Raw genomic sequence first — 15,511 nt, forward strand, 5'->3', positions numbered from 1 at the left:
CTTTCGAATTACCCGCTTCAATAACAACAACAACCAGGAGACACCCCTAATGTTTGGCATGTCCCACGAAACGTTCCTGCTGCTTGATGCAGTGGTCACGGTGATCGGGCTAATCGTCCTGATCACCAAGTTCAAGTTCCACCCGTTCATTGCCCTGATTATCGCCGCAGCCTTTCTCGGGCTGACCTCCGGTATGCCGATCGGCACCATCATCAAAGCGTTCCAGGACGGCTTCGGTGGGGTGCTTGGTTTCGTCGGGATCATCCTCGCGCTGGGCACCATGCTCGGCAAAATGATGGCCGAATCGGGCGGGGCGGATCAGATTGCCCAGACGCTGATTCGCGCGTTCGGCAAGGACAAGGTGCAGTGGGCGATGATGTTCGCCGCGTTTCTGGTCGGCATTCCGCTGTTCTTCGAAATCGGTTTCGTGCTCCTGATCCCGCTGGTGTTCATCGTCGCCCGGCGTACCGGCGTGTCGATCATCAAGATCGGTATCCCGCTGCTGGCCGGCCTGTCCGCCGTGCACGGCCTGGTGCCACCGCACCCGGGCCCGTTGCTGGCCATCGGTGTGTTCGGTGCTGACATCGGCAAAACCATTCTCTACGGCCTGATCGTTGCGCTGCCGACGGCCATCATCGCCGGCCCGATCTACGGCACGTTCATTGCCAAATACATTCCCGGCCATCCGAACCAGGAACTGGTGGATCAACTGGCGCGTGAGAACGATTCTGCCGATCTCCCGAGCTTCGCCATCACCCTGATCACCGTGCTGTCGCCGGTTTTCCTGATGTTGCTCAAGACCTTTGCCGATGTGGTGCTGCCGGACGGCAACTTTTTCCGCACCTTCATGGACCTGATCGGTCACCCGATTTCGGCACTCCTGCTGGCGTTGCTGTTGTCGCTGTACACCTTCGGCTACAAGCAGGGCGTCGGTTCCAACCAGATTCTCAAATGGCTGGACGCGAGCCTCGCGCCGACCGCCGCGATCATCCTGATCATTGGCGCCGGCGGTGGCTTCAAGCAAATGCTCGTGACCAGCGGCGTTGGTAATGTCATCGGCAACATGGCGGTGGCTGCGCAGATCTCACCCATCCTTCTGGCGTGGCTGGTGGCGGCGGTGATCCGTATCGCGACCGGTTCGGCGACCGTGGCGACCATTACCGGCGCAGGCATTGTGGTGCCGGTGGTGGGGATGATTCCGGGTGTGAACCGTGAGTTGCTGGTGCTGGCCACCGGTGCCGGTTCGTTGATCCTGTCTCACGTCAACGACGCGGGTTTCTGGCTGGTGAAGCAGTATTTCAACATGACCGTGGCAGAAACCTTCAAAACCTGGACGGCGATGGAAACCATCCTGTCGGTGGTGGGGTTGGGCTTTATCCTGCTGCTGTCGTTGTTCGTTTAAGCACATTCGGCAGACACAAAAAAACCGCAGCGATGCGGTTTTTTTGTGGGTGGTCGATTTCAAAGGTCAACAACAAACAATGTGGGAGCGAGCTTGCTCGCGATGACGGCTGCACATTCAACGATGATGTTGACTGCAATACCGCTATCGCGAGCAAGCTCGCTCCCACAGTTTCTGGGTCAAGCGCTACTTTTCGGTGCTAACCCATCCGCCCGAAACATCCCGCGAATCCCGCGCACGGCCTGACGAATCCGGTCCTGATTCTCGATCAGCGCGAAGCGCACATGATCATCCCCGTACTCACCAAACCCGACGCCTGGCGAAACACACACTTTGGCTTCGGCCAGCAGTTTCTTGGCGAATTCCAGCGAACCCAGGTGCGCGTAAGCGTCGGGAATCTTCGCCCAGACGTACATCGACGCTTTCGGATTCTCGACCATCCAGCCCAATTCGTGCAGGCCTTTGACCAGCACGTTGCGCCGCTGACGATACTGCTCGGCGATGTCTTTCACGCACTGCTGATCGCCTTCCAGCGCTGCAATCGCCGCCACTTGCAGCGGGGTGAAGGTGCCGTAATCGTGGTAGCTCTTGATCCGCGCCAGGGCGTTGACCAGTTCCGGATTGCCGACCATGAAGCCGATCCGCCAGCCCGCCATGTTGTAACTTTTGGACAGGGTGAAAAACTCCACCGCGATGTCCTTGGCGCCCGGCACTTGCATGATCGACGGGGCTTTCCAGCCGTCGTAGACGATGTCGGCGTAGGCCAGATCGTGCACCACCAGTACGTCGTACTGTTTGGCGAGAGCGATAACCCGCTCGAAGAAATCCAGCTCCACACACTGCGCGGTCGGGTTGGACGGGAAACCGAGGATCATCATTTTCGGTTTCGGGATCGAGCCGCGAATCGCCCGTTCCAGTTCGGCGAAGAAATCCACGCCCGGAATCAGCGGCACCGATCGCACTTGGGCGCCGGCAATCACGGCACCGTAAATGTGAATCGGGTAGCTGGGGTTCGGCACCAGGACCGTGTCACCCTGGTCCAGCGTGGCGAGCATCAAATGCGCCAGGCCTTCCTTGGAGCCGATGGTGACAATGGCTTCGGTTTCCGGGTCGATGTCGACCTCGTAGCGATCCTTGTACCAGTTGGAAATAGCCCGGCGCAGACGCGGAATGCCCTTGGACGTGGAGTAGCCGTGGGTGTCTTCGCGCTGGGCGACGGTGACCAGTTTTTCGACAATGTGCGGCGGCGTCGGCCCGTCGGGGTTGCCCATGCTCAAGTCGATGATGTCTTCGCCACGACGACGGGCGGCCATCTTCAGCTCGGCAGTGATGTTGAATACGTAAGGGGGGAGTCGATCTATGCGCGCAAAGCGGCGCGGCGAACCTTGTTCGGCCATTGAAGGGTGCCTCGGATAACGTAAGCGCCCGGAACCGTCCGAGCGACGCTGGTCACTGCGGTGACCTGTGGCGGAATGTAAGGGCAGCTGTGGCAGACTGTCCAGCGTCTACGTAAACAAATTTTTCCGAGGGAATTCGGTCGATGGAATTTAGCAGTGGCTTCTTGCTGAGCCTTTCTCTGTGCCTGGACATCGGCGTGGCCAATATCGCGATGATCACGCTGGCCATGCAGCGCGGCTATTTTCAAGGTTTTGCGCTGGGGTTGGGCACCTGCGTTGGCGACCTGATTTACGCGGTGCTGGCATTGGCTGGCATGACCGTTTTACTGCAATACGAAACCGTGCGTTGGGTGCTGTGGATCGGCGGTTCGGCGTTGCTGGTGTACTTCGCGGCGAAGATGATCTATTCGGCGATTCACCACGAAGCGGTCTTGGCCCAGACCGCTGAAGTCGGTCAAAACTCTCACCGCAAAGAATTCTTTCGAGGCATTTTCCTCGCCATGTCGTCACCCAGCGCCATTCTCTGGTTTGCTGCGGTGGGCGGCACATTGATCGCGCGTTCCGGTGGCGGAGGTGCCCTCAGTTCTGCGCTGTTTCTCGGCGGTTTTCTTTGCGCCGGTGTGCTCTGGTGCGTAGGTCTTTGCTTCGCAGCGAGCCACGGCGGCAAGTTGCTGGGCGACAAATTGCTGCGTTACTCCTACATGGCATCGGCGGCGATCTTCTGTTATTTCGCGGTGTACGTGATTCTATCGGGGTATAACGAGTTCGTTGGGTCTGGCGCTGCCGATCAGTTGCATAGCCTCTGATTGGGCTAATCGGGTTTGGCTTCTATACTCCCAGCCGAACCCACTTTTTTCGTCTCAGGAGTTGAGTCATGGATGAGCAATCAGGCGCCACACCAGCCGAGCCACGCTTTGAACACGGGCACTTTCTGCTCATTGCAGGGCTTGGTGGACGATTTACCGCAGACACCACCCAGGGGATTCCGGACCTTTGGGATAAATTTATCCCCGAAATCGGTAAAATTCCCGGTCAAAAAGGCGAAGTGACCTACGGCATCTGCTGCAATCCCGATGGCAAGGGCGGCTTCGAATACATCGCCGGCGTCGAGATCGACAAACTCGACGACCTGCCTGAAAAGTACCGCTGGGTCGAGGTTCTGCCGCAGCAATATGCGGTGTTCGAGCACAAAGGTTCGCTGGACCAGTTGCCCGCGACGTTTCAGTACATCTGGAAAACCTGGTTGCCGCAGTCCGGTAAAGAGGCGGCGGACGCCCCGGAATTCGAACGCTACAGCGAAGACTTCAACCCGAAGCTCAACACCGGCGTGCTGGAAATCTGGCTTCCCCTCAAATCGTAATGAAGCGCGCCTGGAACGGGCACTTCACAGTGCCCGTTCGAGACGGTCGTTGACCCCCGCATCACCTCCCGCCTCCCGCCCGTTTCGCTCGATTTATACGCCGTCTTAATACCGCGACCCCCAATCAGTGTCCGTCCTTGATACCCCCTCACATAACCTGCACAGCGCAGATTAGAGCGCGTATTCAGTGCGTTTTTTTGCTCTGACGCGCTTTGCCGGGACCCGATTGCGGGTGTCCTTTCGTTTTGTCAGGGGGAGCTGTCTTGTTAACACTCGAGTTCATTTACATCGCCAGCGGCCTGTGCGCCGCTCTGTTGTTTGCCTACCTGGGTTACGCCCTTATCCGTGCAGAGAAGTTCTGATGGCCGCAGTCATTGCGTCACAGGCGTTTTTATTCGCCCGCCAGGGCGGTCTTGAGAAAGGAAACCGGCAATGTACGACCTGATTTTCATGGGGGTTAGCGTGGTGTTTTTTGCTGCGACAGCCATGGTCATCGTCGCCATGGGCAAGATTTGAACGGAGCATCGACATGTTGAGCACTATGCTGGAATTCGCGGTGATTCTCGGGTTGATGACCGGACTCGCCGTCTTGATGGGGAAGTGGCTGACGCTGGTCTTCACCGGGCGAAACCATGCCCTGGCGGAGCGCGCCACTTATCGTTTGCTGGGGATCGATTCGACCGAAACCATGGGCTGGGCACGTTACGGCTCGGCCCTGTTGCTGTCGAACGCGGCAATGATGTTGCTCGGTTACATCGTGTTGCGCTTGCAAGGTTTCATGCCGCTCAACCCCTTGGGGCTGAGCGCGCAAACACCGGATCTGGCGTTCAATACCGCTGCGTCTTTCATCACCAACACCAACTGGCAGGCTTATTCAGGTGAAACCAGCCTGTCCAATTTCAGCCAGATGGCGGTCATCACCTTTCTGATGTTCGTCGGCGCAACAGCGGGCGTTGTGGCCGCTGCGGGATTCATTCGCGGCCTCAGTCGGTCGAATTCCGCTGACATCGGAAACTATTGGGTGGACTTCACTCGCACGCTGTACCGGGTGATGCTGCCACTGTGTTTTGGCATGGCGCTGGTTTATGTCTGGCAAGGCATGCCACAAACCCTGAGCTCCCAAGCCATTGCCACCACGCTGGAAGGCGCGCAGCAGCAATTGATCGTCGGCGCGGTGGCGAGTTTCGAGTCAATCAAGCACATCGGCACCAACGGTGGCGGTTTTTTCAGCATGAACGCCGCGCACCCGTTCGAGAACCCGACCCCGCTGACGAACATGCTGCATATCCTCAGCATGCTGCTGATCCCGTCAGCGCTGACGTACACCTTCGGCAGCATGCTGATGCGTCGGCGTCAGGGCTGGGTGTTCTTTGGCACTTTCCTGGTGATGTTCGTCGGCTTTCTGAGCATCGTTTACACCGCCGAACAAAGTGGCAACCCGCTGCTGACCCGAGTGGGCGCGGATCAGGTGCTGTCGGCCACCCAGAGTGGCGGCAACATGGAAGGCAAGGAGCTGCGCTTCGGGATCGCCGACACCAGCCTGTTCGTGACCACCACCACCGGCGCAACCACCGGCTCGGTGAACGCCATGCATGATTCGCTGACGCCCATGGGCGGCTTCGTACCGCTGGCGCAGATGATGCTCAATTGCGTGTTCGGTGGTGACGGCGTGGGCTTTATCAACCTGATCCAGTACGCGCTGCTGACGGTGTTTCTGGTGGGCATGATGATCGGTCGCAGCCCCGAATTCCTCGGCAAGAAGATCGAGGCACGGGAGATCAAGCTGGTGATGCTCTCGGTGCTGGCGCACCCCATCTGCATTCTCGGCTTCACCGCCCTGGCGGCGCTCTGGCCCGACACCCTCAATAGCCTCAACAACCTGGGGCCTCATGGCTTCAGCGAAGTGCTGTATGCCTACACCTCGGGCACTGCCAACAACGGTTCGGCGTTCGCCGGGTTGAATGCCAATACGCCGTTCTTCAACACCACCATCGGTCTTGCCATGTTGCTCGGACGGTTCTTCACGATGCTGCCGATGCTCGCGGTCGCTGGTTCCCTGGCGATGAAAAAGAACATCCCGGCCGGTGCCGGCACCATCCCGACTGCCACGCCACTGTTCATGTTTCTGGTGGTGTTCGTGGTGTTGGTGGTGGGCGGCCTGACTTTCCTGCCGGCGCTCGCGCTCGGCCCGCTGGTCGAGCAACTGCAGTTGCTGTCCGGCCAGACCTACAAGTGAGGGGGATGTGATGACTCAAGTACAAACACAAACCAAGGTGCAATTTCTGTTTGTCGGCCTGTTGCGCCCGGTGCTGATTTCGGCGGCGTTCTTCATGTTGCTGACCGGGCTGGTATATCCGTTGTTCACCACGCTGGTGGCTAATGTGCTGTTCCCCTATCAGGCCCGGGGCAGCCTGGTTGAACGGGACGGGTTGGTGATCGGTTCGGCGGTGATCGGCCAGCATTTCACTCGCCCTGAGTATTTTCAGGGGCGGCCGAGCATGACCCTCGGCGCTGACCCGCTGGATCCGAGCAAGAGCGTGGCCCAGCCGTACAACGCAGGTTCCAGTGGCGCCAGCAACCTTGGCCCGACCAGCCAGAAGTTGATCGACGCCGTGGCCTTGCGCGTCGAAACCTACCGCCAGCAGAACGGCCTGGCAGCCGATGCGCAGGTGCCGGTGGATGCGGTCACCTCGTCGGCGTCAGGCCTGGACCCGCACATCTCGGTGGCCAACGCACAGATTCAGGCGTCGCGCGTCGCACGCTTGCGTCACCTGCCGGAAGCCGATTTGTTGAAACTGGTGAATGCCCAGACTGAGCAACGCACCTTTGGCTTGCTCGGCGAGCCCCGGGTCAATGTGCTGCAACTCAACCTCGCGCTGGATGCTTTGACGCCTGCGCAACAGCCATCCCTTGCGGCCAGTGAACAAGAGAAACAACCATGAGTAAGCAAGTTCGTTTGCCTTTGTTTGACCGTGGGTTGTTGCTCACGGCGTGCCTGGATGCTTTCAAGAAATTGCTGCCCCAGGCGCAGTGGAAGAACCCGGTGATGTTCGTGGTGTATCTGGGCAGTATTCTCACCACGCTGTTGTGGGTGCAATCACTGGTCGGCAAGGGAGAAGCCCCCAGTGGTTTCATACTCAGCATCACGTTGTGGTTGTGGTTCACCGTGCTGTTTGCCAACTTCGCTGAAGCCCTGGCCGAGGGCCGTAGTCGGGCCCAGGCGGCCAGCCTGCGCGGGATGAAGCGTCAGACCCTGGCCAAGCTGTTGCAGCAACCCCTGCACGGTTCCGCCTGGCGGCCAGTGCCTTCCAGCGAGCTGCTCAAGGACGCCGTGGTGTTGATCGAGGCCGGCGATCTGGTGCTCCTCGATGGTGTGGTGATCGAAGGTGTGGCGTCGGTGGATGAAAGCGCGATTACCGGGGAATCGGCACCGGTGATTCGCGAGGCGGGCGGCGACTTTTCCTCGGTCACCGGGGGCACAAAAGTGCTTTCGGATTGGCTGGTGGTGCGTATCAGCGTCAATCCTGGTGAGTCGTTTCTGGATCGCATGATTTCCATGGTCGAATCCGCGAAGCGCCAGAAGACGCCCAACGAAGTGGCGCTGACCATTCTGCTGGTGGGCCTGACGTTTCTGTTTCTGCTGGTGATCGTGACGCTGGGCCCGTACTCGATGATGGCGGTGATCATGAGCGGTGGCGACGTGGTCAGCGCAACGGTGCTGGTGGCGCTGCTGGTCTGCCTGATCCCCACGACCATTGGCGGCCTGCTGTCGGCGATTGGTGTGGCGGGCATGAGCCGGATGATGTCGGCCAACGTCATTGCCACCTCCGGGCGAGCCGTGGAAGCGGCGGGTGACGTTGATGTCCTGCTGCTGGACAAGACCGGCACCATTACCTTGGGTAATCGCCAGGCCAGCGGTTTTCTGCCAGCGCCCGGTGTCAAGGAATCGGATCTGGCGGACGCCGCGCAGTTGGCCTCGCTGGCCGACGAAACGCCGGAAGGACGCAGTATCGTGGTGCTCGCCAAGCAGAAGTTCGACCTGCGGGCGCGGGACCTCAATGCCCTGGGGGCGAGCTTCGTGCATTTCACCGCGCAAACCCGCATGAGCGGCGTCAATCTGGCCGGTGGCCGGAGCATCCGCAAGGGCGCGGCAGATGCCATTCGCCAGCACATCGAGGCGCTGGGCGGCAGCTTCCCGCCGGCCTTGCAGAGCAAGGTCGATGAAGTCTCGCGCCGTGGCAGTACGCCGCTGGTCGTGTGCGATGGTGAAAAGGCATTGGGCGTGGTCGAGCTCAAGGACGTGGTCAAGGGCGGCATCAAGGAGCGTTTTGCCGAACTGCGGCGCATGGGGATCAAGACGGTCATGATCACCGGCGACAACCGACTGACGGCGGCAGCGATTGCCGTGGAAGCCGGTGTTGACGACTTTCTGGCCGAGGCCCGGCCGGAAGACAAGCTGCAACTGATCCGCGACTACCAGGCGCAGGGCAAGCTGGTGGCAATGACAGGAGATGGCACCAACGATGCGCCGGCACTGGCCCAGGCGGACGTGGCGGTGGCCATGAACAGCGGTACTCAGGCCGCCAAGGAAGCGGGCAACATGGTCGATCTCGACAGCAACCCGACCAAGCTGATCGAGGTGGTTGAAGTCGGCAAGCAGATGCTCATGACGCGCGGCGCGTTAACCACCTTCAGCGTGGCCAACGATGTGGCCAAGTATTTTGCTATCGTACCGGCCGCATTCGTCGCGACCTATCCGCAACTGGGTGCCCTGAACGTGATGCACCTGAGCAGTCCGAATTCGGCGATTCTCAGCGCGGTGATCTTCAATGCCCTGATCATCGTGTTTCTGATACCGCTGGCGCTCAAGGGTGTGACCTACCGAGCCATCGGTGCCGCGGCGTTGCTCAATCGCAACCTGCTGATCTACGGGCTGGGTGGCGTGCTGGTGCCGTTCGCGGGGATCAAGGTGATCGACATGCTGTTGGCCGGGCTTGGCCTGGTTTGAAAGGACTGACTGCGCGGCGCCCTGTGTGGCGCCGTGCAGTTCAAAAGGATTGCCATGCTCGTAACTGATACGTTCACCGCTTCACGTGACGGCCGCCCTGATCCCGACGCGCTGCTGGAGAAGCTGCAACAAGACGAACAGGCCGCCCTGCGCGGGAAATTGCGCATCTATTTCGGCTCCAATGCCGGGGTGGGGAAAACCTGTGCCATGCTCACCGCGGCCCAACGCGAAGTGACCCAGGGCCGGGACCTGGTGGCTGGCGTGGTCGAAACCCATGGCCGCCGGGAAACCGCTGAACTGCTCACCGGTCTGGAACTGCTGCCGCGCTACAGCGTGATGCATCGCGAGTGTGCCCTCAGCGAGTTCGATCTGGATGCCGCGCTGGCGCGACGTCCGGCGGTGCTGCTGGTGGATGAACTGGCCCACAGCAACGTTCCCGGTTCGCGTCACCCCAAACGCTGGCAGGATGTCGAAGAACTGCTGCGCGCCGGCATCGACGTCTGGACCACCCTCAATGTCCAGCACCTGGAAAGTCTCAACGATATTGTCAGCGGGATCATCGGCATCCGGGTGCGCGAGACCGTGCCCGATCATCTGTTCGACGCTGCCCATGAAGTGGTGGTGATCGACCTGCCACCCGATGACCTGCTGCGCCGTCTCAAGGAAGGCAAGGTCTACCTGCCGCCCCAGGCCGAGCGCGCGTCCCGGCATTTCTTTCGCAAAGGCAACTTGCTGGCCTTGCGCGAGCTGGCGCTGCGGCGTACGGCCGATCGAGTCGATGCACAGATGCGCGACTATCGCCGCGAGCGGTCCATCAACACTGTTTGGCCCGCACGTGAGCGTTTACTGGTGGGCGTGGCGGGGTACCCTTCGGATGAACGTCTGGTTCGTGAAGCGGCGCGTCTGGCACAAAAACTTGAAGCGGACTGGATTGTCGTCCATGTGCCTTCGGTTCAGCGCCGAGACGCCGGCGCTAACCGCTATGCCGCCGCCATGAAAACCCTGGCGCTGGCCGCTGAGTTCGGTGCCGACACGGCCACGCTGTCGGGCATGGACGTGGCCGGGACTCTGGTGGCGTTTGCCCGGGAACATAACGCCAACCGCCTGGTGCTCGGGCATTATCCGCGCAAGGTCTGGCAGTTCTGGCATCAGTCAATCAGTGATCGTATCAGCCGGCGTCATCCTGAGATCGATCAGATTGTCATCGCTCATGGTCCGTTGCCTGTCGTGGCTGCGGTGGCGGTGAACACGGATGCGGCGTTGCCGCCGAGCAGGGCTGCGGCGTATCTGTGGGCCAGCCTGGCCTGTTTTGCCGCCACGGCGGTGGCAGCCTTGTTGTTGCAGGTGTTTGATCTGGCCAACGTGGTCATGCTGTTTTTGCTCACGGTGGTGTTGGTCTCCCTGCGGTATGGGCGCGGGCCGGGTGTCTGGGCGGCGATGCTGGCGGTGCTGTGTTTTGATTTCTTCTTCGTCCAGCCACGCTGGTCGTTCACGGTCAATGACACCCAATATTTCTTCACCTTCGCCCTGATGCTGGGCATTGCCTTGATCACCGGTCAACTGACGGCCCGCTTGCGTCATGAAGCTCGCACCGCTGCCGGCCGTGAGCGGCGCGCGACATCATTGGCGAGGCTGGCTCGCGACCTGTCGGCGGCGCTGACGGTGGAACAGATCACGGAGGTGGCGCTGCGCACCTTCAGTGGCGTGTTCGATGCGCGGAGCGGGCTGGCACTTCCGGACGCTATCGACAGTGTCCATTCCAGTGGCGCCGGTGCATTCCCGATCGATGAAAGCATTGCCCAATGGGTTTACGACCACGGCCAACCCGCGGGTCAGGGCACCGATACGCTGGCGGCCGCTCAAGGCCGCTATTTGCCGTTGAAGGCGCCGATGCGCGTACGCGGCGCGTTGGTGCTCGAACTGGCTGAGCCCGAACGACTGAACGAGCCTGAAGAACAGCGTTTGCTTGAAGCGTGCATGAGCCAACTGGCGATCGCGCTGGAGCGGGTGCATTTCGTCGAAGTGGCGCAGAGCACCCTGGTGCAGATGGAGGGCGAGCGCATGCGCAATACGCTGCTGGCCGCGATCTCTCATGACCTGCGCACGCCGCTGACCACCATTATCGGCGCCGCAGAGGCGGCGGCACCCCATGCGCCGCCCGGAGCGCTGACGCAGTTGCTGGGCGGCATCCGCGATCAGGCCAGCTCCATGCAGCGGTTGATCGAGAACCTGCTGGACATGGCCCGGATGCAGGAACGCGGTGTGCGCCTGAACCGGCAATGGCACTCGCTGGAGGAAATCGTCGGCAGCGCATTACGTCAATTGCGCGAGCCGTTGGCGCAGCATGTCGTGCGCACCGCACTGTCGCCGCAGTTGCCGTTGGTGGAAGTCGATGCGCTGTTGATCGAGCGGGTGCTGGTCAATCTTCTGGACAACGCCGCCAAGTACACCCCGGCCGGAACGCTGGTGCAGGTGGCGGCCCGGCACGAGGAAGACAGCATTGTGCTGGAGGTGATCGACGCCGGTCCCGGTTGTCCTCAAGGCAGCACACCTCAGAGTTTGTTCGAACCGTTCACGCGGGGTCAGCAGGAATCGGCCGTGGCCGGCATCGGCCTTGGGCTGGCGTTAGCAAAACGCATTGTCCAGGCTCATGGCGCAACGATCGAGGCCCGACCCCGGGCCACCTCGGGTATCCGCTTTGTCATCACTCTACCGGCGGGTCACCCGCCTTCCATGGAATCGCTATGACCAGTGCGCGCATCCTCATTGTCGAGGACGAGGCCAACATCCGCCGTTTCATCGGCATCGCGCTGCAGGATGAAGGTTTTCAGGTGTTCGAAGCCGACAACGTCAAACGCGCCCTGATCCACGCCGCCAGCCGTCAACCGGACCTGGTGATTGTCGATCTGGGCTTGCCCGACGGTGACGGCAAACAATTGATCAGCGAACTGCGGGGCTGGATGACGGTGCCGATTCTGGTGCTGTCGGCCCGTGATCGTGAAGAGGAAAAAGTAGCGGCACTGGATGCGGGCGCCGACGATTACCTGGTCAAACCCTTCGGCGTACCCGAGTTGCTGGCGCGAATCCGCGCCCAGTTGCGTCGACATGTGCAGAATGGGACCGCCGCCGTCACCAGCAAGGTGACTTTCGGCATGATCGAAGTAGACCTGGCCACGCACGAGGTCCGGCGCGAGGACCAATCGGTCCATCTGACGCCCATCGAGTATCGCCTGCTATGCGCGCTGATTCGTGGACAAGGCCGGGTCATGACCCATCGCCAGCTACTGCTGGAAGTGTGGGGGCTGGATTACGTCGATCGTGCTCACTACCTACGGGTGCACATGGCGCACCTGCGGCAAAAGCTGGAGGCCGATGCCGCCCAGCCGCAGCATTTCATCACCGAATTACAGGTGGGCTATCGCTTGGTGGGGCTGTAGAGAAAGGCAGGCGCTGGTGGCAGCGCCTGGTCCTGTCATAGGAGTGCCGGGTATCGGACGTTCGGGTTCCGCGAGTATTGTTAGAATCAGCGAGCGATACTCTGTCGTCTCACTTGCCCGAAGGTTGCTGGTCTGCCATGAACTCGTTGAACCCTGTCATCCGAAACGTCCTGCCTGCTGACCTCGACCGCTGCTACGTCATCGAAACCGTTGCCTACGAAGGCGACGAAGCCGCCACCCGGGAAAAAATCGCTACCCGGATCGCCACCTGGCCTGAAGGTTTTATCGTCGCCGAAGTGGACGGCGTTGTAGCCGGTTTCATCAACTCCGGTGCGGCGTTTCAGGTCGAGATGTCGGACGAAGCGTTCAAGGAACTGATCGGCCACGACCCGGCCGGCCCGCACGTGGTGATCATGTCGGTGGTGGTGCACCCGGACAATCAGGGCCAGGGCCTGGCGAAACGTCTGATGGGCGAGTTCATCGAGTGGATGCGTGCATTGGGCAAGAGCAGCATCCACCTGATGTGCAAAGAGCGACATATTCCACTGTATGCCGAGTTCGGGTTTGCCTACGTCAAGCCTTCCGCTTCGGATCATGGCGGGATGTCTTGGCATGAGATGGTGTTGGCGTTGTGACAGTGGCAAATGAGTGCTTGAGATAAGTTTTTTAATGGCCTAAATTCAGACCTTGTTTCGTTGCCATCTTCTTCAGGTGGCGAGCAGAGGAATGAATAATGCGAGTTGAAACGATCAGTTTTGTTAAAAAGAACGCGGCGGCACTGGACCTTTCCGAGCCGATGCTCGTTACTCAAAATGGCGTCCCGGCCTACGTGATCGAGTCCTACGAGGAGCGTAAGCGGCGAGATGAAGCGATTGCGCTGATCAAGCTTCTTTCGTTCGCTTCCCGCGACAAAGAGCAGGGAAAGCTGATTTCAGGCGACACCCTGCTGGCCAGACTGGCGCAACGGCGCCAATCACAGCAAGACGATAACGATGCCTGAGATCTTCAGGGTAGAATTTGCGACCGCTGCGGAGCATGGGGTTATTTCACTGGAGCACTATCTGACGCAGCAATGCGGCCGCAAAAAAGCGGCAGAGATGGTTGATCAACTTGTGATGCAGATTGTTACGGCACTGAGCGATCAGCCCCTTGTATACGGTGTTTGTCAGGAAGCGGCGTCGCTTGGGGTCACTCACTTTCGTGAGTACCTGCCCATGGGGCAGCGAGTTTTGTATGAAGTGTTGCCGAGTGAGAGCCTTGTGGTCGTCGCTTTGGTTATCGGCCAGCGACAAAGTATCGAGAAGCAATTGCTCGACTACTGCCTTCTCCTGTAACAATCAGTCAAATCAGATTTTAAAAAGGGTTGCCCCTCGGCAACCCTTTTTTTGTCAGAAAACTTCACCACCGTTTCCTCCCGTTGCGAGGTCAAGCAACACCCCTCAGAAAATCAGTCCCATGCGCCGTTCGTAACCAATCCGGCCCCTGTACGCTTCGCCACTGTCGACCCAGCCAAATTTGGCATACAGCGCGATGGCCGCCTCATTATCCGCATCCACCGACAACTCCAGCGCCTTGATTTCGGGGAAGGCCTGACGCGCGACTTCGGGCAGGGCTTGCAGGCAGGCCTTGCCATACCCTTTGCCCTGATGACGCTGGTCGACTTGCAACGCATGCAGGGTGGCGCTGTGTTCATCGGCCCAGGCGGGCAGTACCGGCGGGCGTTTGAGCAGCAGGAAGGCAACCGGAATGTCTTCGGCCAGCAGGGCAAATCCTTTGACGCCGGGGCCGGGTTTGGACAGCAAGGTGTGCAACGCACCGTGGATGTCTCCGGAGAATCTGATTTGTTCCTTATGAATTTCGATGGCCTCGACCTGCTGGCGCTGGCGCGGGTTCAGGGTTTCGTAAGGCACGAGTCGGGTTGTCACTGGAGATTCCTTTTTCCAACAGAAATGAGCTTCGGATTCTAACGAGTTTGCGTCCATGGATTATTTTTAATTTGACTGTCGATCTGGCGTCTTGCCGGACGACTAAGGGTGTCTTCACAACAAAAACCACGGAGAAACCACCATGACGGCTACCCACGAAATCCAGACCCTGATCGACACCTATCGTCAGGCGGTCATCGCCAAGGATGTCGAAAAAATCATGGCGCTGTATGCCGATGAAATCGTCTCCTACGACGCAGTCAAAGCGCTGCAATTTCGCGGTAAGGCGGCCTACCGCGCACATTGGCTGGAGTGCATGGAAATGTGCCAGGGCCCGCACACGTTCGACTTCGACCACATGAACATCGTGGCGGACGAGCACATCTCGTTTGCCCATTGGCTGGCCCATTGCGGCGGCACCAACGACAAGGGCGAAACCCAGGCTTGCTGGATGCGTGTGACCGCCTGCTACCGCCGCGAGGCCGGGCAATGGCGCATCGTTCACGAACACTGGTCGGCCCCGTTTGACATGACGAGCGGCACCGCACTGTTCGGCTTGCAGCCCTGATCGTCGGGAAGCAGCGCCAAAACGCCAAACTGCAGCCATAGTTGATCCGTTCGATCCGGAGAGCCCCATGAAGTATTTATGCCTGGTCTACAGCAACGAACAGGAGTTGCACTCACTGCCCGAAAGCCCCAAGGACGCCGAGTGCATGGCCTACGCCGAATCGATCCAGGGCAGCGGCCGAATGCTGGCGGCCGAGGCGCTGGAGTCGGTGCAGACCGCCACCACCGTGCGCATGCGCAACGGCAAAATGTCGATCACCGATGGCCCGTTCGCCGAAACCAAGGAGCAGTTGGCCGGCTTCTACCTGATCGACGCCAAAGACCTCAATGAAGCCCTCCAGGTTGCCGGGAACATTCCGGCCGCCCGGGTGGGCTGTGTCGAGGTGCGACCAGTTCGCGAGTTGAATCCCTGACT

The 15,511-nt window shown here is 60.0% G+C and carries 16 protein-coding genes; 14 read left to right on the forward strand and 2 right to left on the reverse strand.

What is annotated here, in order from left to right; all coding sequences use genetic code 11:
* Window positions 1-49 precede the first annotated feature (49 nt).
* Entirely contained in the window at window positions 50-1,402 is a 1,353-nt protein-coding gene (locus ACYZT9_RS07400) for a GntP family permease (protein ID WP_462009210.1), read from the forward strand.
* A gap of 179 nt (window positions 1,403-1,581) precedes the next feature.
* On the opposite strand, the gene alaC is transcribed toward ACYZT9_RS07400, so the two are convergent.
* Complete coding sequence (alaC, locus tag ACYZT9_RS07405) at window positions 1,582-2,799, reverse strand: alanine transaminase (protein ID WP_462009211.1); 1,218 nt, start codon at window positions 2,797-2,799, stop codon at window positions 1,582-1,584.
* Window positions 2,800-2,942: 143 nt separating this feature from the next.
* Between alaC and ACYZT9_RS07410 the strand changes: the two genes are divergently transcribed.
* From ACYZT9_RS07410 to ACYZT9_RS07460, 11 genes are all read left to right on the forward strand, one after another.
* Window positions 2,943-3,605 (forward strand): LysE family translocator, encoded by a 663-nt coding sequence (locus ACYZT9_RS07410; protein WP_462009212.1) that lies wholly within the window; start codon window positions 2,943-2,945, stop codon window positions 3,603-3,605.
* Between the two features lie 68 nt (window positions 3,606-3,673).
* Window positions 3,674-4,159 carry a GyrI-like domain-containing protein gene (locus ACYZT9_RS07415; RefSeq protein ID WP_462009213.1) on the forward strand — a complete coding sequence of 162 codons (486 nt, stop codon included), beginning with the start codon at window positions 3,674-3,676 and terminating at the stop codon, window positions 4,157-4,159.
* Window positions 4,160-4,422: 263 nt separating this feature from the next.
* Window positions 4,423-4,521: a K(+)-transporting ATPase subunit F gene (kdpF, locus tag ACYZT9_RS07420; RefSeq protein WP_095130908.1), complete on the forward strand. Its 99-nt coding sequence runs from the start codon at window positions 4,423-4,425 to the stop codon at window positions 4,519-4,521.
* Window positions 4,522-4,688: 167 nt separating this feature from the next.
* Window positions 4,689-6,395, forward strand: a complete 1,707-nt coding sequence (kdpA, locus tag ACYZT9_RS07425; protein WP_462009214.1) for a potassium-transporting ATPase subunit KdpA — start codon at window positions 4,689-4,691, stop codon at window positions 6,393-6,395.
* A 10-nt stretch (window positions 6,396-6,405) separates the two neighbouring features.
* Window positions 6,406-7,101 carry a K(+)-transporting ATPase subunit C gene (kdpC, locus tag ACYZT9_RS07430; RefSeq protein ID WP_462009215.1) on the forward strand — a complete coding sequence of 232 codons (696 nt, stop codon included), beginning with the start codon at window positions 6,406-6,408 and terminating at the stop codon, window positions 7,099-7,101.
* Window positions 7,098-9,167: a potassium-transporting ATPase subunit KdpB gene (gene kdpB / locus ACYZT9_RS07435; RefSeq protein WP_462009216.1), complete on the forward strand. Its 2,070-nt coding sequence runs from the start codon at window positions 7,098-7,100 to the stop codon at window positions 9,165-9,167. The genes kdpC and kdpB overlap by 4 nt, the downstream gene beginning before the upstream one ends.
* Window positions 9,168-9,221: 54 nt before the next feature.
* The gene (locus tag ACYZT9_RS07440; protein ID WP_462009217.1) at window positions 9,222-11,915 is read left to right on the forward strand and encodes a DUF4118 domain-containing protein; all 2,694 of its coding nucleotides are present in this window, start codon (window positions 9,222-9,224) and stop codon (window positions 11,913-11,915) included.
* Window positions 11,912-12,604 carry a response regulator gene (locus ACYZT9_RS07445; protein ID WP_462009218.1) on the forward strand — a complete coding sequence of 231 codons (693 nt, stop codon included), beginning with the start codon at window positions 11,912-11,914 and terminating at the stop codon, window positions 12,602-12,604. Before ACYZT9_RS07440 ends, ACYZT9_RS07445 begins: the two co-directional genes overlap by 4 nt.
* Window positions 12,605-12,750: 146 nt before the next feature.
* Entirely contained in the window at window positions 12,751-13,239 is a 489-nt protein-coding gene (locus ACYZT9_RS07450; RefSeq protein WP_462010171.1) for a GNAT family N-acetyltransferase, read from the forward strand.
* Window positions 13,240-13,337: 98 nt separating this feature from the next.
* Window positions 13,338-13,604, forward strand: a complete 267-nt coding sequence (locus ACYZT9_RS07455; protein WP_462009219.1) for a type II toxin-antitoxin system Phd/YefM family antitoxin — start codon at window positions 13,338-13,340, stop codon at window positions 13,602-13,604.
* Window positions 13,597-13,938 carry a type II toxin-antitoxin system RelE/ParE family toxin gene (locus ACYZT9_RS07460; RefSeq protein WP_462009220.1) on the forward strand — a complete coding sequence of 114 codons (342 nt, stop codon included), beginning with the start codon at window positions 13,597-13,599 and terminating at the stop codon, window positions 13,936-13,938. Before ACYZT9_RS07455 ends, ACYZT9_RS07460 begins: the two co-directional genes overlap by 8 nt.
* Window positions 13,939-14,043: 105 nt before the next feature.
* Here ACYZT9_RS07460 and ACYZT9_RS07465 read toward each other — a convergent pair whose 3' ends face one another.
* Entirely contained in the window at window positions 14,044-14,529 is a 486-nt protein-coding gene (locus ACYZT9_RS07465) for a GNAT family N-acetyltransferase (RefSeq protein ID WP_462009221.1), read from the reverse strand.
* A 142-nt stretch (window positions 14,530-14,671) separates the two neighbouring features.
* Between ACYZT9_RS07465 and ACYZT9_RS07470 the strand changes: the two genes are divergently transcribed.
* Both ACYZT9_RS07470 and ACYZT9_RS07475 read left to right on the forward strand, forming a co-directional pair.
* Entirely contained in the window at window positions 14,672-15,097 is a 426-nt protein-coding gene (locus ACYZT9_RS07470; RefSeq protein ID WP_462009222.1) for a YybH family protein, read from the forward strand.
* Window positions 15,098-15,164: 67 nt separating this feature from the next.
* Complete coding sequence (locus ACYZT9_RS07475; RefSeq protein WP_017340392.1) at window positions 15,165-15,509, forward strand: YciI family protein; 345 nt, start codon at window positions 15,165-15,167, stop codon at window positions 15,507-15,509.
* Window positions 15,510-15,511: the final 2 nt, after the last annotated feature.

Source organism: Pseudomonas sp. ZT5P21, assembly GCF_054897785.1.